Below are 18,137 nucleotides of genomic sequence, written 5' to 3'. Positions count from 1 at the left end.
TCGAAGAAGGTTTCTCACAAGGCTAGATCCTCAGGTGTGAATGTCATCTTGAATGAACGATACGGAGCGAAATCGCTCGGCTTCATTCCCTGCATTTCTGTCAAACGTCCAATATTCTTCACCGCCGCTACAGCCGATGCGTCAAATGGACCGTCACCGCTGGACTTGGCCACGCTGACCGAAGTCACCGTACCGTCCGGCAACATGCCAATTTGCAACACGACCGTCATGCCTTTGCGGGCCGAAGGTGGACGAGCCCAGCCTTCCGCTGCACGAGCCCGAATCAGGTCATCGAAACTGCCGGCGACTTCGTCGCCCTGCTCATCGGCCAAGGCCTGCTGACGCTGCGGCGTGTCGGAAAGCAAATCTGCCAGGGCCTGAGCCTTTTTATCCTCGGCGGATTTACGTGCCGCGTCCTGCGCTTTCTTCTTCGCAGCATCGGCAGCAGCTTTCTTCTTCGCTTCTTCGGCGACTTTCTTCTTCGCCTCTTCAGCTTCAGCTTTCTTCTTGGCGTCTTCCGCGGCTTTCTTCTTCGCGTCTTCGACAATCTTCTTCTTGGCTTCTTCAGCGGCCGCTTTCTTGGCCTCTTCTTCAGCAGCCTTCTTGGCTTCTTCTTCCGCTTTCTTCTTGGCTATATCAGCCAATTGTTTCTCTTCTGCCTTCTTGGCTTCGGCGGTCTTCTTTGCTTCATCGGCTTTCTTGGCTTCATCAGCCTTTTTCGCCTCTTCCGCTTTCTTAGACTCGGCGGCCTTCTTGGCTTCCTCGGCCTTTTGAGCCGCTTCTTCTTTCTTTTGTTCCGCAGCCTTCACCGCTTCCTGCTCGACCTTCTTCTGTTCCATCTGTTCGACTTCGGTCTGACGCGCCGCAGATTTCTGCGCTTCACCGGCAATCTTCTGATTGGTCTGGGTGGTCGCCCGACTTTTCGATTTCAGCTGGTACAAGGTCGCCTGGACAATCGGCTTGGCCGGCGGCAGTTCCGGTGTCATGGCGAAACTGACGAACAGCATGCCGAACACCAGCACGTGCAAGCCAATCGCCCAGACACTAGGCCAGAAGTAGCTTTCCGAGGCGGACGGCTCTCGCTGTTGTTGCATCAGGGCGCCTCGGTAATCAAGCCAACATTACCGACCCCGGCTTTCTGCAATCCGCCCATGGCGCCCATGACAGAGCCGTAATCGACGGACTTGTCGCCGCGAATGAAGACCTGGGTGTGCTTGCCGCCCTCGTTGCCGGCGCGAATGATCTTGGTCACCGCATCGGTCATTTGAGGCAAGGTCATGGCCCTGTCCTGCTGCTTCTCTGTATCGACTTCGCTGCCAAGATTCCAGTAATAGGTCTTGTCAGCCTTGATCGAAATGGTCAGGACCTGGGTGTTGTTGTCCTGCGGCAAGGCCTCACTGGAAACCTTGGGCAGATCAACTTTCACGCCCTGATTGAGCATCGGCGCGGTCACCATGAAGATGACCAGCAGTACCAACATCACGTCGATGTAGGGCACCACGTTCATCTCGGCGACCGGCTTGCGCTTGTGTCGAGCTCGAGCGATTAAAGCCATTGGAAATTACCTGCTTATTCTTCGCTGGTGTGCACTTTGCGGTGCAGGATCGCCTGGAATTCATCGGCGAAGGTGTAGTAACGGCTCAGCAGGGTTTCGCTGCGAGCAGAGAAGCGGTTGTAAGCGATAACGGCCGGGATGGCGGCGAACAGACCAATCGCGGTGGCGACCAGGGCTTCGGCGATACCGGGCGCCACAGTCGCCAGCGTTGCTTGCTGAGCAGTCGCCAGGCCACGGAAGGAGTTCATGATGCCCCACACGGTACCGAACAGACCGATGTACGGGCTGACGGAGCCGACGGTGGCCAGGAATGGCAGACTCTGCTCGAGCTTTTCTTCTTCGCGGGAAATGGCGACACGCATGGCACGAGCCACGCCTTCCATGACGGCTTCAGGATCGACGCCTGGTTGCTGACGCAGACGGGAGAACTCTTTGAAACCGGCGCGGAAGATCTGCTCGACACCCGAATCCGGGTCCGGGTTGCTGCCGGCCTGACGGTAGAGCTTGGACAGGTCGATACCCGACCAGAAGCGCTCTTCAAAGCTCTCCAGGGCACGTCGGCCAGCGCGTATCAGATTGCTGCGCTGAAAGATCATGATCCACGAGGTCACCGATGCGGCTACCAGGATCAGCATTACCAGTTGCACCACGACACTGGCATTGCTGACCAGGCTCCACATGGAGGAATGGTCGACGACGTTAGCTTCCACGCTTTATCTCCTGCTTTGAGTGTGTACCCGCGCCGCTCACGTCGGCAAAGGCCGCTCGTAGAGCTTCGGGAATGGCCCGGGGTTTCAAACTGTTAGTGCGCACACAGGCCACCAAAAACTGCCCCTCGCAGAGCAGCACATTATCCGTAGCCCGCCTGACCTGCTGTTTAAAGCGCAGGCTGGCACGGTTCAATTCGATTACTTCAGCGCTTACCAACAGTTCGTCGTCCAGTCGCGCCGGCGCGTGGTAACGCGCTTCGCTGGAATGCACGACGAACAACAGGTCCTCCCCTGCCAGCTGCGATTGGGCAAAACCCAGTTCTCGTAGCCGCTCGGTTCGAGCCCGTTCCATAAACTTGAGGTAATTAACGTAATACACGATGCCGCCCGCATCGGTGTCCTCGTAATAAACGCGACAACGATGTGCGAAAGGCTCAAGCCCGTTTTGCGCGCGCATACTCTAGTGCTTACTCCTCAGGTTGCCAATCCGGCGAGACAACTGTTTTTCATTGTTCTGCGGCTTTCTTGCAAAAGTACGGTCCTAGGACAGCACAATGCCCGAATAAATCAGCGCGCAAAGGTTATTAATCGTCCACGGCATCAAGGAACTCGTCTATCACGGGCATCTCGCCCAATCGTGACGGAATGTTCAAGCCGAAATGCAGATATGCATGCCGCGTCACCACCCTTCCCCGCGGCGTGCGCATGATGTAGCCCTGCTGAATCAGATAGGGTTCAAGTACGTCTTCAATGGTGTGACGCTCCTCGCTGATGGCTGCGGCGAGACTGTCGACCCCGACCGGCCCACCATCGAACTTCTCGATCATGGTCAGCAACAGACGTCGATCCTGGTGATCGAAACCACGCTCATCGACATCCAGCAGGTTCAATGCCAGGTCGGCAATCGGCTTGGTGATGTGCCCCTTGGCGCGAACTTCGGCGAAATCCCGCACACGACGCAGCAAGCGATTGGCAATTCGCGGGGTACCCCGGGCACGGCGGGCGATTTCAAAGGCGCCTTCCGGATCCAGCGGCAAACCGAGGATGTTCGCTGAACGACTGACAATCGTGGCCAGATCGGCCGTGCTGTAGAACTCCAGACGCTGCACGATCCCGAAACGGTCACGCAACGGGTTGGTCAGCATCCCCGCCCGCGTGGTCGCACCGACCAGGGTGAAGGGCGGCAGATCCAGCTTGATCGAGCGTGCGGCCGGCCCTTCACCGATCATGATGTCGAGTTGGAAATCTTCCATGGCCGGATATAGCACTTCTTCGACAATCGGCGACAGTCGATGGATTTCGTCAATGAACAGCACGTCATGGGGTTCAAGATTGGTCAACAGCGCGGCGAGGTCACCCGGGCGCTCCAGCACAGGCCCAGAAGTGCTCTTGATCGAAACCCCCATTTCCTGGGCGATGATATTGGCCAGGGTGGTTTTACCCAGGCCCGGCGGACCAAAAATCAGCGTGTGGTCCAGGGACTCGCTGCGCCCGCGGGCCGCCTGGATGAACAACTCCATCTGCTCGCGAACGGTCGGCTGACCAATGTACTCGGCCAGGCTGACAGGACGTATCGCACGGTCCTGGACTTCCTCGCGATCACGGGGACCACCCGTTGCGGCGATCAGACGATCAGCTTCAATCACTTAGATCATTCCCTTCAGGGCACGACGAATCAGGTCTTCACTGCTCAAGCCTTTCTCCTTGATCGCGGAAATCGCCTTGCTGGCTTCCTGAGGCTTGTAACCCAGGGAAATCAGCGCACTGACTGCATCGCTTTCAGCAGTATTCACCGGGGCCGGGCCATCTGGCTGGTTCGGCACCAGGGCAAACATCGCCGGCACCGTTTCCCAGGCTTTGAAGCGATCCTTGAGTTCGACCAGCAGGCGCTCCGCGGTTTTCTTGCCCACGCCCGGCACCTTGGTCAACGCCGAGGTGTCCTGGGATTGCACGCAACGGACCAACTCGTCGACCTCCAGACTCGACATCAAGGCCAGCGCCAATTTCGGTCCAACCCCATTGAGACGGATCAACTCGCGAAAAAAGTCTCGCTCGCGCTTGCCGACGAAGCCATAGAGTAACTGCGCGTCTTCGCGTACGACCAAATGGGTATGCAGCGTCAGCGGTTCACCGACCGACGGCAGCCGATACAGCGTAGTCATGGGCACTTCCAGCTCATACCCCAGGCCGTTTACATCGAGAATCAGATGCGGCGGCTGTTTTTCAGCCAGTGTGCCGCGCAAGCGTCCAATCACGTTACAGATCCTTGAGCGTTGGCCAGCGCGAGGCCAGCGACTGACAGAACAAGGATTTTGCGCCGACGACACAGGCGAAAAACCTTCATTCCATAAAATTGACTGTTGATGCTATCAGAGACGCAAGCGCCCGCCACGACTGCGTGCCGTGCCCAGACCATGGGGCAACAGGCTGGAACGGGTGTGAGCATGGCAAATGGCAATGGCCAGGGCATCCGAGGCATCGATTTGCGGCTTGCTGGTCAGCTTCAGCATATGCATGACCATCATTTGCACCTGCTCTTTGTTCGCCCCGCCCGTCCCGGTTACCGCTTGCTTGACCTGGGTTGCGGTGTATTCGGCAATTTCCAGGTTTTCTTCGGCACCAGCGACAATGGCCGCGCCGCGAGCCTGTCCGAGTTTCAAAGCCGAGTCGGCGTTACGTGCCATGAACACCTTCTCGATGCCCATGGTCACCGGACCGTAGGTCTGGATGACCTCGCGAACGCCGCGATAAACGATTTGCAGGCGCTCATGCAACTCGCCCGACCCCGTGCGAATGCAGCCCGACGCCACGTAAACGCAGCCTCGGCCGGTATCGCGCACCACGCCATAACCGGTGATACGCGAACCGGGGTCGATACCTAGAATTAAAGTCATAACGCCTGCGGGTATTGAAAAAAACCAAGTGTCGAACCTGTAGGAGCGAGCTTGCTCGCGATGGACGCGAACGATGACGCGGGCTAACTGAATTAGCGCGCCGCTCTCGGGCTCATCGCGAGCAGGCTCGCTCCTACAAAGGCAAAATCAACCGAGCTGTGCGGCCACCGACTCTGGAATATCCGCGTTGGAGTAAACGTTCTGTACGTCATCCAGGTCTTCGAGCATGTCGATCAGTTTGAGGACTTTCTCGGCGCCTTCCAGATCCAGCTCGGCGCTGGTGGTCGGCAGCATGACGATTTCCGCGTCATCACCCTTGAACCCGGCCGCTTCCAGCGCGTTACGCACGGAATAGAAACCGGCAAACGAGGTGAACACGTCGATGGAACCATCTTCATTGGTCACCACGTCATCGGCATCAGCCTCCATGGCCGCTTCGATCAGTGCGTCTTCATCAACGCCAGGCACAAAGGAGATCTGACCCTTGCGCTCGAACAGGTAGGCGACCGAACCGTCGGTACCCAGGTTGCCGCCGCACTTGCTGAACGCATGGCGTACCGCCGCCGCCGTGCGGTTGCGGTTGTCGGTCATGCACTCGACCATCACCGCTACACCACCCGGGCCGTAACCTTCATAGGTCAACTCGACCACATCGTCAGTGTCTGCCGCACCGGTGCCTCGGGCAATGGCCCGATCAATGATATCGCGACTCATGTTCGCACCCAGGGCCTTGTCCAGGGCCAGGCGCAAACGCGGGTTGGAGCCCGGATCACCGCCACCCTGACGGGCCGCGACGGTCAGCTCACGAATCCACTTGGTGAAAATCTTGCCTCTCTTGGCATCCTGACGTTCTTTGCGGTGCTTGATGTTCGCCCACTTGGAATGACCTGCCATAACTCGCTCCGAATTCTCTTTGACACATTACCCGCCACGCGGCGTCGCGTCGGCCGGCAAAAAAAATTTCGACCCTTATAAAGAAAAGGCGCATCCGAAGATGCGCCCTTCAGGCCAGTCTTACTCAGCCTTAGGCGTTTCGCGCAGACGAATATGCAGTTCGCGCAATGCCTTGGCATCCACCTGCCCCGGCGCCTGAGTCATGACATCCGCCGCGCTCTGGGTTTTCGGGAAAGCAATCACTTCACGGATCGACTGGGCGCCGGTCATCAGCATCACCAGGCGGTCCAGACCGAAAGCCAGGCCACCGTGCGGCGGCGCGCCGTACTTCAGGGCGTCGAGCAGGAAGCCGAATTTCTCTTCCTGTTCGGCTTCGTTGATCCCCAGCAGACGGAACACCGACTGTTGCATCTCTTTGCGGTGAATACGAATCGAACCACCACCGAGCTCGGTACCGTTCAGAACCATGTCGTAGGCGCGGGACAGAGCGGCTGCCGGGTTGGCCTCCAGCTCTTGCGGGGTGCACTTCGGCGCGGTGAACGGGTGGTGCAAGGCGCTAAAGCTGCCGTCGTCGTTTTCTTCGAACATCGGGAAGTCGACGACCCACATTGGCGCCCACTTGCAGGTCAGCAGGTCCAGGTCGTGGCCGAGCTTGATCCGCAGAGCACCCAGGGCTTCGCTGACGATCTTCGACTTGTCGGCGCCGAAGAACACGATGTCGCCGTCGACCGCACCGACGCGATCGAGAATCACGTTGAGGTTGGCTTCAGGGATGTTCTTCACGATTGGCGACTGCAGGCCTTCGACACCCTTGGCGCGCTCGTTGACCTTGATGTACGCCAGGCCCTTGGCGCCGTAGATGCCGACAAACTTGGTGTAATCGTCGATTTGCTTGCGTGGCATGCTGGCACCGCCAGGAACGCGCAAGGCGGCGATGCGGCATTTCGGGTCGTTGGCCGGGCCGCTGAACACCTTGAAATCGACTTCCTTGAGCTGATCGGCAACGTCAACCAGTTCCAGCGGGTTACGCAGGTCCGGCTTGTCGGAACCGTAACGACGCATGGCCTCTTCGAAGGTCATGTGCGGGAACTCACCGAACTCCAGATCCAGCACTTCCTTGAACAGGTTGCGGATCATGCCTTCGGTCAGGCCCATGATGTCTTTTTCATCGAGGAAACTGGTCTCGATGTCGATCTGGGTGAATTCCGGCTGACGGTCGGCACGCAGGTCTTCGTCGCGGAAGCACTTGGCGATCTGGTAGTAACGATCGAAGCCGGCGACCATCAGCAGTTGCTTGAACAGCTGCGGCGATTGAGGCAGGGCGAAGAACGAACCGGCGTGGGTACGGCTCGGCACCAGGTAGTCGCGCGCGCCTTCAGGGGTGGCGCGAGTCAAGATCGGCGTCTCGACGTCGAGGAAACCGTTTTCGTCCAGGTAGCGACGAATGCTGGTGGTCATGCGCGAACGCAGACGCAGCTTCTCGGCCATTTCCGGGCGACGCAGGTCAAGGAAGCGATAGCGCAGGCGGGTTTCCTCGCCAACGTCGGAGAACTCGTTGAGCGGGAACGGCGGGGTTTCCGACTCGTTCAGCACTTCCAGTTCGTAGCCGAGGACTTCGATCATGCCCGACGCCATGTTGGCGTTGGTAGCACCGGCCGGACGCAGGCGAACCTTACCGGTGATCTTCACGACATACTCGCTGCGCACGCGGTCGGCGGCGGCGAAGGTTTCAGCGCGGTCCGGATCGAATACGACCTGGGCCAGACCATCACGATCACGGATATCGAGGAAAATCACCCCACCGTGGTCACGGCGACGGTGGACCCATCCGCAAAGGGTAATTTCCTGGCCGTCCAGGCTTTCGTTCAGTTGGCCGCAATAATGGCTGCGCATCATGGTCGTGGTTTCACTTCTCGTAATTCGAAATTCGGTTGGAGGCCCTGCGTATATACCAGTCGGCATATGATGCAAGGGCTCGCACGTGTCGTTCAACTCAGGTCCAGACCCTAGTCAGCTTTGTCGCCGCCGGCCAGATTCTTCTTGGAACCGGTCTTGAAATCGGTTTCGTACCAGCCAGTACCGCTCAGGCGGAAACCCGGCATGGACAGCATCTTCTTAAGCTCTGGCGCCTGGCATGCAGGGCAGTCGACCAGCGGTGCGTCGCTGATCTTTTGAATGGCTTCCAACTGATGACCACAGGAAGCACATTGATAATCGTACATCGGCATGAGGGTTGTCTCGGTGATCAGATTGCTACCGTCTACACTCGGTTTTACGGCAAAGCGCGGGATTATATCCATTAAATGCAGCCTGTGCAGCCGTAAGACTGCACAGATCGACACACCGCTGTTCCACTGAGACAGTCAGGCCATCACCATGCAACGCCCTTCCTTGCGACTGTGCACGACACAGACAACACGCACCAGACCGCTGAAATTCTTCACCCCTCCATGACGCAAATGCACTTCGCGATCCACGTGGGACAACAATGCACTGACCGAACAACAGTTCATCCTGGCCATATCGCCCAGGATATCCCAGTAAACCTGCTCAAGCCGCAAACAGGTGGCGAAGCCATTGAGCCGCACCGACCGGGACAAGGGCCGGGCCAGCCCCATATCGAATTCGCTGACAAACGGATCAATCCTTTTGCCTGTGAGCGGACCGCTCCTCTGCTCGTTTCGCCTGTCCTCATAATCCATACCGTTGACACTCCTTTGCCATTCCGGGCTTTCATAAGCGCAATTTGTGTGCTTATAAAACCGCGAGGGCAAAGTTATATCCAGATGACTTTATGACCATCCACGTAGGATAAGCCAACAACTGAAGGCAGATCATGGAGAGCGTCCTACTCCGTGCTTTTTCCTACGCCCCCAAGTACAAGGGTCATTCCAGCATCAGGGCGTATTGCCGAAAAAAGACAAGACAGCGCGCGGACGACACCCGCCGGGTGTCGTCCGCGCACAGAATGAGTTACTCAGCCAGCAGTGAGCGCAGCATCCACGCGGTCTTCTCATGAACCTGCATACGCTGGGTCAGCAGGTCAGCCGTGGGCTCGTCACTGACTTTTTCCAGCAATGGAAAGATGCCTCGAGCCGTACGTGTGACTGCTTCCTGGCCTTCGACCAATTGCCTGATCATGTCCTCGGCGGCAGGAACACCTTCTTCTTCCTTAATGGAAGACAGGCGCGCATAGACTGAATAGGCACCAGGCGCCGGAAATCCGAGTGCGCGAATTCGCTCGGCAATCAAGTCGACCGCCAGTGCCAGCTCGTTGTATTGCTCCTCGAACATCAAATGCAGGGTCCGAAACATGGGACCGGTGACGTTCCAATGGAAGTTATGGGTTTTCAAATAAAGTACGTAAGTGTCCGACAGCAGCCTCGACAATCCATCGAAGATGGACTTGCGGTCCTCTTCACTGATTCCGATATCGATTGCCATGTTTTTCCCCTAGAGGTGACGAAATTCATCCGACAGGTGCAGAATCACTCTAGCAAGCCCTCCCCCCGCTGCAGCCCTGCCTCCCCTTTTCACCCCACTAAAAATCGCCGCCCATGCACCGCTGGACTCCCTGATTTGAGTAGCTACTGGCTTTGCTGTTAAATAGGCGGTGTGTCGCTGACGCCTATATTTTCCGGGCGCCGCGCATAGGCTGACAACGGGTACGTGCCCAACGCCTCTTATTGTTCTGAAGCGAACCGTGCTCGATCAGCTCTTCCTTGTGATCCGTCTTAACGTGAGTTAATCAAAATGTTGAAAATCGTCCACCTGCTAATGGGCGCAGCGGCTCTGCTGCTGTCCTTCATCCCTAGCCTGCGATCCGAAGCCGTACCTTACCTGCAACAACCCGACGCACTGTACCTGGCCTTTTTCGGCCTGCTAAACCTTACTCTCGCTCCTGTTATCCCTTACTGGAACAAAGGCCCGCGCCATCAATTGCAGAACCTGGTCAGCGCCCTGCTGGTTCTGGCTGTTGTCCTGCAAACACTGACGCTGATCGCACCGATGCCGGTGATCGCCGGTCAACCTGCCGTTCTGTTCAGCCTGGTCGCTGCCCTGATTGCCGTTGTTTTGCACCTGGCGGTCAGTTTTTACAAATCGTCACCGGCCACCACTTCGCCTGGCTATGACATGAGCAACCGCGATACCGGCACCGTCAAGTGGTTCAACACGTCGAAAGGCTTCGGCTTTATTTCCCGCGACTCCGGTGACGATATTTTCGTGCACTTCCGGGCCATTCGCGGTGAAGGCCACCGCGTCCTGGTCGAAGGCCAGCGCGTGGAGTTCTCCGTCATGAACCGTGACAAGGGCCTACAAGCCGAAGATGTGATCGCCGCTCTGCCGCGACGCTGATTCAAGGCATAAAAAAACCGCGAACAGCCAGGTTGTTCGCGGTTTTTTATTGCCGGCGCCTGGGCCTTAATAATGTGGCGGTGGCGCCTCTTCCTCGAACGACTCGAACTGGCCGGCCATTTCTTCCTGGCGCTTGAGCAATGCGGCCATTTGCAGTTGCAGGCGCTCAACCGCACGCTGCTGTGCCGCCACCACATCATTCAATGCCTGAATGGTGTCATCCTGAAACGCCAACTGGCTCTCCAGATCGGTAATGCGATCTTCCAGGCTCATGATTCAGCCCTCCACGAACGAAAAATTACTGGTCAGCACCAGACGCAGCCGATCTCGAATCGCCTCGACCTGCTCGGCACTGTAGGGTATGGCCGGGTGCTTGCCCCAGACCGGAGCCGGCCAGGCGGCGTCCTCACGCTTGCGCACGATCACATGCATGTGTAACTGGCTGACAACGTTGCCCAAGGCCGCGACATTCAACTTGTCGGCGCCGAACGAGTCCTTGAGCACCTCGGCCAGCGCAGTGGTTTCTTGCCAGAGCCGCAACTGATCGGCGACATCCAACTGAAATATCTCACTGATATCGTCGCGACGAGGGACCAGGATGAACCAGGGATAATTCGAATCATTGGACAACAGCAACCGACATAGCGGGAAATCGCCAATCGGCAACGTGTCTTGTTGAAGTCGTGGATCTAAAGCGAACACTGAGTGCACTCCCGCCTGGTCATCAATTTTCAGCTTAGCGCCCACCCCGAAAGATCGCGCACCAAGCGACTGGTCGGCAGCATACCTGCGAATGTCGCCGGCTTCACGAGCAACCATTGCCGAAGCCCGCCCGAGAGCCTGCAAAGGGCCGACGCGCGCCCCGAGATGAGACATTTCATGGTGAAACGCACCATTACTGACCCGATGCCAGCAAAACGAATAGCGAAATGACCAGCAAATACCTATCCGTTCAGGGCGTGACAAACGCGTAACTGTACGAATTCAGTACAGCGCATAAAATTATTTGCACCAAAACCGCACAATGCGTCTACGCTGAATGCTTCGACATCCGCCATTTACCCACTGACGGGGTGAACCGGTAACGTTTTTGGTTGTCACGCCGCCGTACATCGCGATCAACACGATGCAAACCATGGCGTCAAGCACGAATAACGGAAGCATGAACCCCCCGGTTTTATGAGGTTTTGGCGCACCAGGCAGGCATTCAGAAAAAAAGATCAGCAAAAAGCTGGTTTGTGCACATTTGTTGCATTAGCACCCACATCGTCTATGAGGACACCGCTGGAAGCGGGAACCTTGAGACCAAAAAAAAACAGTGGCAGGTAGCCCGATGGAGATTCAAACGTTTCACCAGGGACTCTTTTTACCGATGCTCAAGCCCAGAAACAGCATTAAAGTTGTCCGTCCTGTTGCATCGGGGCTGTAAATTTGCGACATCTAGCAAGCCGTTTGCGACAGGGTCGTAAAGAAGCTGAAAGGTTAGATGCGCAAGTATCGCCAACATTGTCGGCGTGATATAAGTTTGCGCCGACACAAAAAGAAAGAGCCGCCCAGATAATAAAACAGGTGGGACGGCAGTACTCTTCTAAAAACCAAAGGAGCAAATCACGATGCGCGTGATGAAGTGGAGCATGATCGCACTGGCTGTTGCAGCTGGTACCTCGCAGTTCGCAGTAGCGTCTTCCCAGGACGACGCCAAGGGTTTCGTCGAAGATTCGAGCCTGAAACTGAAAACCCGTCTTGAATACATGAACCGCGATTTCAGAAATGGCGCGAGCAACAGCACTTCTGGCGGTGCTTCGGGCTACCGCCAAGACACCGGTATCAGCCAACTGCTGAACTACGAATCGGGCTACACCCAAGGCACTGTCGGCGTCGGCCTCGATGCCATGGTAATGGGTACCGCCAAACTCGACGGCGGAGCCGGTCGTGCCGGTAACGGCCTGTTCGCCACTGACAGCGACGGTAACCCGGAAAAGAGCCAGGGCAAAAGCGGCGCAGCCGTTAAGTTCCGCCTCTCCGACACCACCCTCAAATACGGTCGTCAATTCGTTGCCAGCCCTGTATTTGCTACCGATGACAGCCGTCTGCTGCCAGAAGTCGCTGAAGGCACTCTGATTACCAGCAAGGAAATCAAAGGTCTTGAACTCAGCGCCGGTCGTTTCACTGCTCTGAGCTCGCAAACTGGCATGGGCAAGGACAGTATCAACGGGAAGCACACCCCGGGCCTGACCAGTGCCAACATCGCTGGCGCAACCTACCAGTTCACCGATAACTTCGTAGCCGGGCTCGCTGCATCCGACGTTGATGACTACTTCAAGAAACAATACCTCAACGCCAACTACACCCTTCCGATCAATGACTCTCAGTCGCTGAACTTCGACCTCAACGCCTATCGCACCAAGGATCAGGGCCAGGCGCTGTACGGCAAGCTCGACAACAAACTGTGGAGCCTTGCAGCTGCCTACAGCCTGGGTGCACATAAATTCACCCTCGCTTACCAGCAATCGTCCGGTGACACCAACTACCTGTATGGCGTTGACGGTAACAGCACCATTTTCGTATCGAACTCCATCCAGATCTCCGACTTCATCGGTCGCGAAGAGAAATCCTGGCAGGCTCGTTACGACCTGAACATGGCCACCTATGGCGTACCTGGTCTGAGCTTCATGACTCGCTACGTATACGGCGACAACATCGAAACGACTGCAGGCACCGAAGGTAAGGAACACGAGTTCAACTTCGAAACCAAGTACGTCCTGCAAGAAGGTCCAGCCAAGGACCTGTCGTTCCGTCTGCGTAGCGCGATTTACCGTGCAAACGGTGCCTACAACGCTGACTACACTGCTGACAACAACGACGTACGTCTGATTGTTGAGTACCCGCTGAGCATCCTCTAATCCGGGTGTAACACAGCAAGTACTGTAAAAAACCGCCCACCTCTTCAGGTGGGCGGTTTTTTTATGCCTGCCATATTCATGAAAAACCAGCAAACAACTTCATTTCATAACATCAGTCTTTTTTTCAATGAACTGATCAAAACTCACAAAAAAGCCCAAGAGGCAATTATCCTCTTGGGCCCAGTGCCACTAACGGAACAAATAACCAACTAAGTTGGTATGGCTTACTGCACTGCCGCTTCCTGAACCACACGAACAACCCGTTGTGGAAATGGAATATCGATGCCAGCCTTTTTCAATCGATCACGGGACTGTTCATTAAACATGAACATTACGTCCCAATAATCTGCCGTTTTGACCCACACTCGCAGGGAAACAGTGATCGAACTGTCACCCAAGGTCGAAATGACCGCCTGAGGCGCGGGGTCCGTCAAAACACGCGGATCCTTGGCCAGGTCCAGTAAGACTTGACGGGCCTTTTGCAAGTCTGCTTCGTAATCCACGCCAACGTCGAACACTACTTTGCGGGTCGGCTGGCGATTGGTGTTGGTGATGATGCCGTTCGACAGATTGCCGTTTGGCACGATAATCGTCTTGTTGTCACCTGTTCGTAACACGGTGTGGAAGATCTGGATGCTGTCGACAGTACCGGCGACACCTTGAGCTTCAATCCAGTCACCGATTCGGAAAGGCCGGAACAGCAAAATCAGCACACCACCGGCAAAGTTCGCCAGACTGCCCTGCAGCGCCAGACCAATGGCCAGACCCGCCGCACCGATCGCAGCCACGAACGAAGTGGTTTCCACACCGATCATCGACGCCACGCTGACGATCAGCAGTATCTTGAGAATGATATTCGCCAGGCTACTGATGAACCCTTGCAGGGCCAGATCCGCATTGCGCAGGGCCAAAAGACCGCCGAGCTTTTGCGTGACCTTGTTGATCAGCCACCAGCCAATGGCCAGGGTGATCACTGCCAGCAGCACACGACTGCCGTATTCCATGATCATCGGGATCCAGGCCTGGGATACCTTGACCAGGTTGTCTACTTCAGCATTCAAATCCATCTATTTTCTCCTGATTTCCGGCCATCCGGCACACGAAAAATAAACGGTAGAAATGACCGTCCCCTCAGGGGCAATCGTTTCTACCGTTGCTTGGGCCTCGGACGCCGAAAACGCCGAGAGGTTCCCGCTTGCTACGTCAGTCGCGGAAGTTGTTGAACTGCAGCGGCATGCCGAATTCCTTGGCCCGCAGCACTGCAATGGCCTCCTGCAGGTCATCACGCTTCTTGCCGGTGATGCGCACTTGCTCGCCCTGAATGGCGGCCTGGACCTTGAGTTTGGCGTCTTTGACGTGAGCGACGATTTTCTTCGCCAGCTCTTTGTCGATACCTTCCTTGAGGACGGCTTCCTGCTTCATCAACTTGCCCGATGCAAAGGCATCCTTGACTTCAAGGCATTGCACGTCGATCTTGCGCTTGACCAGCGACAGCTTGAGGATCTCAATCATCGCTTCCAGCTGGAAATCCGCTTCGGCGGTCAGGTTGACGGTCAGGTCCTTTTCCTTGAACTCGAAGCTGCCTTTGCCTTTCAGGTCATAACGACGATCGAGTTCCTTGACGGCGTTTTCGACCGCGTTGGTGACTTCGTGTTTGTCCAGTTCGGATACCACGTCGAACGACGGCATGTAATTTCTCCAATAAATGGGCGCGCCGATGAAGCACACCTGGCTTGCGGTAAAAATCCGCGCTGATTATAACGGGTCTTTCCCATCATTCACTGTGAGCCTTCCATGCGCGCCTTAAACAGAGCAAAAAGCTGATGTCCACAACCTGGCATGTCCTGGGGGCCGGAAGCCTTGGCACGTTGTGGGCGACGCGCCTGGCTCGGGCCGCAGTGCCGGTGCGGCTGATCTTGCGGGATACCGCGCGCTTGCAGGCTTACGAAACGGCAGGCGGGCTGACACTGGTCGAACACGGAGAGGCGCGGCACTACCCGGTGCCCGCCGAAACTCCTGACAGTATCGAGCCGATCAATCGCCTGTTGATCGCCTGCAAAGCCTACGACGCTGAAAAAGCCGTGGCGCAAGTCGCATCACGCCTGGCTCCCGGTGCAGAGCTGATTCTCCTGCAGAACGGCCTGGGCAGTCAGGACGCCGTCGCAGCGCAGGTACCACAGGCACGCTGCATTTATGCATCAAGCACCGAAGGCGCCTTCCGCGACGGCGACTGGCGTGTGGTGTTCGCCGGTCATGGATTCACCTGGCTTGGCGATGTTGGCCATCCAGTCGCGCCGATCTGGCTCGAGGACTTGAGCGCCGCCGGTATTCCCCATGAGTGGAGCACCGATATTCTGACCAGACTGTGGCGCAAACTGGCGCTCAACTGCGCGATCAATCCGCTGACGGTGCTGCACGATTGCCGAAATGGCGGTCTGCTGGAGCATCACTGTGAAGTCGCTACCCTTTGCGGCGAACTGACCGAATTGCTTGAGCGCTGTGGCCAGCCGGCGGCGGCCGAGAACCTGCAGCAAGAGGTGGAACGGGTGATCCACGCCACCGCTGCCAACTACTCTTCGATGCATCAGGACGTGAACAATCGACGTCGCACCGAAATCGGTTACTTGCTGGGTTACGCCTGCAAGGCGTCGGACAGGCACAAGCTCAACCTGCCGCACCTCAATCAACTGCAACAGCGCCTGGTCACCCATCTGAAAAGCCTTGGATTGCCCAGCGACTGAGCAGCGGCTACGCTGGCCACTTGTTCCTTTGCAGCGATAAACCTGATGCCATTGCGCCAGCGCCTTGAAAACCTTCCTGTCGGCCAGAAACTACTGGCCGCCCTGTTGGTGCTGTTAACCACCGTCCTGCTGGTCGCCAACCTGACCTTTATCAGCGCCGCGTATTACATTTCCCAGGAAAGCATGGCCCCGCAGGCCCTGCAGACCATTGGTCGACTGGTGTCCAACCCGAGCCTGGTGGCCGATGCCTTGCAATCGCCACAAAACGCCGAGCGCCTGCTCAATGAACTCAACAGCTATTCCCCGCTGCGGGCAGCCGCGCTCTATGACGGCAAGGGTGTACGTCTGGCACAGCTACAGCATGGCGACCACCTGAACCTGCCCGAGCGTTACCGGCACATCGAAGCCTGGCAAGCCACCGAGTTTCGCAGCAATCAAGTGATCACCCTGCCCCGTCCCGGGACTGACCCCGGCCACTTGCTGCTGGTGGCCAGCAGCGAACTGCCGATGGCGTTCTATACCGGCACCCTGACCGCCAGTCTCGGGATTCTGATCTTCAGCGTGCTGCTGTGGATGGTGATCGCCCGGCAAATCAAACGCCTGATTACCCGGCCGATCCACGAACTCGAAGAACTCTCCCGGCAAGTGACGCGGGAAGAGAACTACGCCTTGCGCGCCTCGCGTGGAAATCACGATGAAATCGGCAGTCTCGCTGAAGCGTTCAACACCATGCTTTCGCGCATCGAGGCCCGGGAGCAGCAACTCAAGCGGGCGCGGGATGATTCTCAGGCCGCTTATGACCAGGCTCAGGGGCTGGCTGAAGAAACCCGGCACACCAACCGCAAACTGGAGCTCGAAGTCCAGGTGCGCAGCAAGATCGAGAAGAAACTCACCGGCTTTCAGAATTATCTCAACAGCATCATCGACTCCATGCCGTCGGCCCTGATCGCCCTCGACGAGCAGCTCTACGTCACGCAGTGGAACCAGGAAGCCAGCGCCCTCTCCGGCACGCGCCTCGATGAAGCCTTGAACCAGCCAATTTTTCTCGCTTTCGAACCGCTCAAGCCGTTTCTCCCACAACTCAAGCAAACCGTCGAACAACACACCGTGGCCAAGATCGAACGCGTGACCTGGGTCAAGGACGATGAACCCAAGCACTACGCCCTGACCTTCTACCCACTGATGGGCGGCGCCGGGCGTGGGGTGGTGATCCGGATCGACGACATCACCCAGCGCCTGTCCCTGGAAGAAATGATGGTGCAGTCGGAGAAAATGCTGTCTGTCGGTGGCCTTGCCGCCGGTATGGCCCACGAGATCAACAACCCTTTGGGCGCGATCCTGCATAACGTGCAGAACATTCGTCGACGCCTGTCCCCCGATTTGCCGAAGAACCTTGAGCAGGCCGAACAGGTCGGCGTCGAACTGTCGACGGTCAATGACTACCTGCAAGCCCGCGAAGTGCCGCAGTTGCTCGACGGCATTCAGCAAGCCGGCGCCCGAGCGGCAAAAATCGTGACCCACATGCTCAGTTTCAGTCGCCGCAGTACCCGACAAATGGCCCCTTGCGATCTACCGGCGCTGATCGATCAAGCCGTGGAAATCGCCGGTAACGACTTCGACCTGGCGATCGGTTTCGATTTCAAGGGCCAGGCAATCATTCGCCAGTTCGACCCGGCGCTGGGCCCGGTGCCCGGCACTGCCAACGAGCTGGAGCAGGTGCTGCTCAACCTGCTGAAAAACGCCGCCCAAGCCATTCACCAGCGCGAAGACGACAGCGAACCGGGACGGATCATTCTGCGTACCAGGCTGAATCCGCCCTGGGCCGAAATCCAGGTCGAAGACAACGGCGTCGGCATGAGCGAAAGCGTGCGCAAACGTACGTTCGAACCCTTCTTCACCACCAAGGAAATTGGTCAGGGCACCGGTCTCGGCTTGTCCGTCTCGTACTTCATCATCACCAACAACCATAAGGGTCAGATGGAAGTGCAATCGACCCTGGGCCAAGGTACCTGCTTCACCCTGCGCCTGCCATTGGCGGGCACCCCGCTCGTCTCTCAAGAACTCAATCAGCTATCGAGGTAACC

20 protein-coding genes are annotated in these 18,137 nt (G+C 57.1%); 4 read left to right on the top strand and 16 right to left on the bottom strand.

The genetic code is table 11. From position 1 onward, the window contains the following. Nucleotides 1-14: 14 nt before the first annotated feature. The 12 genes from tolA to ACX3YD_RS05350 form a co-directional block, all read right to left on the bottom strand. The gene (gene tolA / locus ACX3YD_RS05405; protein WP_047532505.1) at nucleotides 15-1,094 is read right to left on the bottom strand and encodes a cell envelope integrity protein TolA; all 1,080 of its coding nucleotides are present in this window, start codon (nucleotides 1,092-1,094) and stop codon (nucleotides 15-17) included. After that, complete coding sequence (gene tolR / locus ACX3YD_RS05400; RefSeq protein WP_161793955.1) at nucleotides 1,094-1,546, bottom strand: protein TolR; 453 nt, start codon at nucleotides 1,544-1,546, stop codon at nucleotides 1,094-1,096. The genes tolA and tolR overlap by 1 nt, the downstream gene beginning before the upstream one ends. A 23-nt stretch (nucleotides 1,547-1,569) precedes the next feature. Continuing rightward, on the bottom strand, nucleotides 1,570-2,265 hold the full coding sequence (gene tolQ, locus ACX3YD_RS05395) for a protein TolQ (protein WP_047532507.1): 696 nt from the start codon (nucleotides 2,263-2,265) through the stop codon (nucleotides 1,570-1,572). Next, nucleotides 2,255-2,722: a tol-pal system-associated acyl-CoA thioesterase gene (gene ybgC / locus ACX3YD_RS05390; RefSeq protein WP_047532508.1), complete on the bottom strand. Its 468-nt coding sequence runs from the start codon at nucleotides 2,720-2,722 to the stop codon at nucleotides 2,255-2,257. Before ybgC ends, tolQ begins: the two co-directional genes overlap by 11 nt. Before the next feature lie 127 nt (nucleotides 2,723-2,849). After that, complete coding sequence (gene ruvB, locus ACX3YD_RS05385) at nucleotides 2,850-3,911, bottom strand: Holliday junction branch migration DNA helicase RuvB (protein WP_047532509.1); 1,062 nt, start codon at nucleotides 3,909-3,911, stop codon at nucleotides 2,850-2,852. Continuing rightward, nucleotides 3,912-4,520, bottom strand: coding sequence for a Holliday junction branch migration protein RuvA (gene ruvA, locus ACX3YD_RS05380; RefSeq protein ID WP_047532510.1), 609 nt, complete (start codon nucleotides 4,518-4,520; stop codon nucleotides 3,912-3,914). A gap of 114 nt (nucleotides 4,521-4,634) precedes the next feature. Beyond that, nucleotides 4,635-5,159 carry a crossover junction endodeoxyribonuclease RuvC gene (ruvC, locus tag ACX3YD_RS05375; RefSeq protein WP_034149140.1) on the bottom strand — a complete coding sequence of 175 codons (525 nt, stop codon included), beginning with the start codon at nucleotides 5,157-5,159 and terminating at the stop codon, nucleotides 4,635-4,637. A 147-nt stretch (nucleotides 5,160-5,306) separates the two neighbouring features. Beyond that, the gene (locus ACX3YD_RS05370; RefSeq protein ID WP_047532511.1) at nucleotides 5,307-6,053 is read right to left on the bottom strand and encodes a YebC/PmpR family DNA-binding transcriptional regulator; all 747 of its coding nucleotides are present in this window, start codon (nucleotides 6,051-6,053) and stop codon (nucleotides 5,307-5,309) included. A gap of 120 nt (nucleotides 6,054-6,173) precedes the next feature. Next, complete coding sequence (gene aspS / locus ACX3YD_RS05365) at nucleotides 6,174-7,949, bottom strand: aspartate--tRNA ligase (protein WP_458959418.1); 1,776 nt, start codon at nucleotides 7,947-7,949, stop codon at nucleotides 6,174-6,176. 110 nt (nucleotides 7,950-8,059) lie between these two features. Continuing rightward, nucleotides 8,060-8,281: an FmdB family zinc ribbon protein gene (locus tag ACX3YD_RS05360; protein ID WP_007977333.1), complete on the bottom strand. Its 222-nt coding sequence runs from the start codon at nucleotides 8,279-8,281 to the stop codon at nucleotides 8,060-8,062. 135 nt (nucleotides 8,282-8,416) lie between these two features. Beyond that, entirely contained in the window at nucleotides 8,417-8,755 is a 339-nt protein-coding gene (locus ACX3YD_RS05355) for a ribbon-helix-helix domain-containing protein (protein ID WP_458959417.1), read from the bottom strand. 271 nt (nucleotides 8,756-9,026) lie between these two features. Continuing rightward, entirely contained in the window at nucleotides 9,027-9,497 is a 471-nt protein-coding gene (locus ACX3YD_RS05350) for a Dps family protein (protein ID WP_458959416.1), read from the bottom strand. Nucleotides 9,498-9,806: 309 nt separating this feature from the next. Between ACX3YD_RS05350 and ACX3YD_RS05345 the strand changes: the two genes are divergently transcribed. Continuing rightward, nucleotides 9,807-10,409, top strand: a complete 603-nt coding sequence (locus tag ACX3YD_RS05345; protein WP_047532515.1) for a cold-shock protein — start codon at nucleotides 9,807-9,809, stop codon at nucleotides 10,407-10,409. Nucleotides 10,410-10,475: 66 nt separating this feature from the next. Here ACX3YD_RS05345 and ACX3YD_RS05340 read toward each other — a convergent pair whose 3' ends face one another. Both ACX3YD_RS05340 and ACX3YD_RS05335 read right to left on the bottom strand, forming a co-directional pair. Continuing rightward, the gene (locus ACX3YD_RS05340; RefSeq protein ID WP_047532516.1) at nucleotides 10,476-10,682 is read right to left on the bottom strand and encodes a SlyX family protein; all 207 of its coding nucleotides are present in this window, start codon (nucleotides 10,680-10,682) and stop codon (nucleotides 10,476-10,478) included. Between the two features lie 3 nt (nucleotides 10,683-10,685). Continuing rightward, nucleotides 10,686-11,111 carry an HIT domain-containing protein gene (locus ACX3YD_RS05335; RefSeq protein ID WP_458960385.1) on the bottom strand — a complete coding sequence of 142 codons (426 nt, stop codon included), beginning with the start codon at nucleotides 11,109-11,111 and terminating at the stop codon, nucleotides 10,686-10,688. A 911-nt stretch (nucleotides 11,112-12,022) separates the two neighbouring features. On the opposite strand from ACX3YD_RS05335, the gene ACX3YD_RS05330 reads away from it, so the two are divergent. Then, nucleotides 12,023-13,312, top strand: a complete 1,290-nt coding sequence (locus tag ACX3YD_RS05330; protein ID WP_458959415.1) for an OprD family porin — start codon at nucleotides 12,023-12,025, stop codon at nucleotides 13,310-13,312. 224 nt (nucleotides 13,313-13,536) lie between these two features. Here the strand turns inward: ACX3YD_RS05330 and ACX3YD_RS05325 are convergent, their stop codons facing one another. Both ACX3YD_RS05325 and ACX3YD_RS05320 read right to left on the bottom strand, forming a co-directional pair. After that, nucleotides 13,537-14,379 carry a mechanosensitive ion channel family protein gene (locus tag ACX3YD_RS05325; RefSeq protein ID WP_047532520.1) on the bottom strand — a complete coding sequence of 281 codons (843 nt, stop codon included), beginning with the start codon at nucleotides 14,377-14,379 and terminating at the stop codon, nucleotides 13,537-13,539. Nucleotides 14,380-14,515: 136 nt separating this feature from the next. After that, nucleotides 14,516-15,001 (bottom strand): YajQ family cyclic di-GMP-binding protein, encoded by a 486-nt coding sequence (locus tag ACX3YD_RS05320; protein ID WP_047532521.1) that lies wholly within the window; start codon nucleotides 14,999-15,001, stop codon nucleotides 14,516-14,518. A gap of 134 nt (nucleotides 15,002-15,135) precedes the next feature. Between ACX3YD_RS05320 and ACX3YD_RS05315 the strand changes: the two genes are divergently transcribed. Both ACX3YD_RS05315 and ACX3YD_RS05310 read left to right on the top strand, forming a co-directional pair. Continuing rightward, a complete protein-coding gene (locus tag ACX3YD_RS05315; protein WP_103403968.1) occupies nucleotides 15,136-16,053 on the top strand; it encodes a putative 2-dehydropantoate 2-reductase in 918 nt (305 codons plus the stop codon). Between the two features lie 45 nt (nucleotides 16,054-16,098). Next, a complete protein-coding gene (locus ACX3YD_RS05310) occupies nucleotides 16,099-18,135 on the top strand; it encodes a sensor histidine kinase (RefSeq protein ID WP_047532523.1) in 2,037 nt (678 codons plus the stop codon). The last annotated feature ends 2 nt before the right edge of the window (nucleotides 18,136-18,137 follow it).

The sequence above is a fragment of the Pseudomonas fluorescens group sp. PF-1 genome (assembly GCF_054481335.1).
Note: the sequence above shows the minus strand (reverse complement) of the source record. Positions and strands in the feature narration are given on the sequence as shown.

Bases quoted from the DNA above. Each gene is read 5' to 3' on its own strand.
- tolA (WP_047532505.1), bottom strand. From the start codon at position 1,094: ATGCAACAACAGCGAGAGCCGTCCGCCTCGGAAAGCTACTTCTGGCCT.
- ybgC (WP_047532508.1), bottom strand. From the start codon at position 2,722: ATGCGCGCGCAAAACGGGCTTGAGCCTTTCGCACATCGTTGTCGCGTT.
- ruvC (WP_034149140.1), bottom strand. From the start codon at position 5,159: ATGACTTTAATTCTAGGTATCGACCCCGGTTCGCGTATCACCGGTTAT.
- ACX3YD_RS05370 (WP_047532511.1), bottom strand. From the start codon at position 6,053: ATGGCAGGTCATTCCAAGTGGGCGAACATCAAGCACCGCAAAGAACGT.
- aspS (WP_458959418.1), bottom strand. From the start codon at position 7,949: ATGATGCGCAGCCATTATTGCGGCCAACTGAACGAAAGCCTGGACGGC.
- ACX3YD_RS05360 (WP_007977333.1), bottom strand. From the start codon at position 8,281: ATGCCGATGTACGATTATCAATGTGCTTCCTGTGGTCATCAGTTGGAA.
- ACX3YD_RS05355 (WP_458959417.1), bottom strand. From the start codon at position 8,755: ATGGATTATGAGGACAGGCGAAACGAGCAGAGGAGCGGTCCGCTCACA.
- ACX3YD_RS05350 (WP_458959416.1), bottom strand. From the start codon at position 9,497: ATGGCAATCGATATCGGAATCAGTGAAGAGGACCGCAAGTCCATCTTC.
- ACX3YD_RS05345 (WP_047532515.1), top strand. From the start codon at position 9,807: ATGTTGAAAATCGTCCACCTGCTAATGGGCGCAGCGGCTCTGCTGCTG.
- ACX3YD_RS05340 (WP_047532516.1), bottom strand. From the start codon at position 10,682: ATGAGCCTGGAAGATCGCATTACCGATCTGGAGAGCCAGTTGGCGTTT.
- ACX3YD_RS05330 (WP_458959415.1), top strand. From the start codon at position 12,023: ATGCGCGTGATGAAGTGGAGCATGATCGCACTGGCTGTTGCAGCTGGT.
- ACX3YD_RS05325 (WP_047532520.1), bottom strand. From the start codon at position 14,379: ATGGATTTGAATGCTGAAGTAGACAACCTGGTCAAGGTATCCCAGGCC.
- ACX3YD_RS05320 (WP_047532521.1), bottom strand. From the start codon at position 15,001: ATGCCGTCGTTCGACGTGGTATCCGAACTGGACAAACACGAAGTCACC.
- ACX3YD_RS05315 (WP_103403968.1), top strand. From the start codon at position 15,136: ATGTCCACAACCTGGCATGTCCTGGGGGCCGGAAGCCTTGGCACGTTG.
- ACX3YD_RS05310 (WP_047532523.1), top strand. From the start codon at position 16,099: ATGCCATTGCGCCAGCGCCTTGAAAACCTTCCTGTCGGCCAGAAACTA.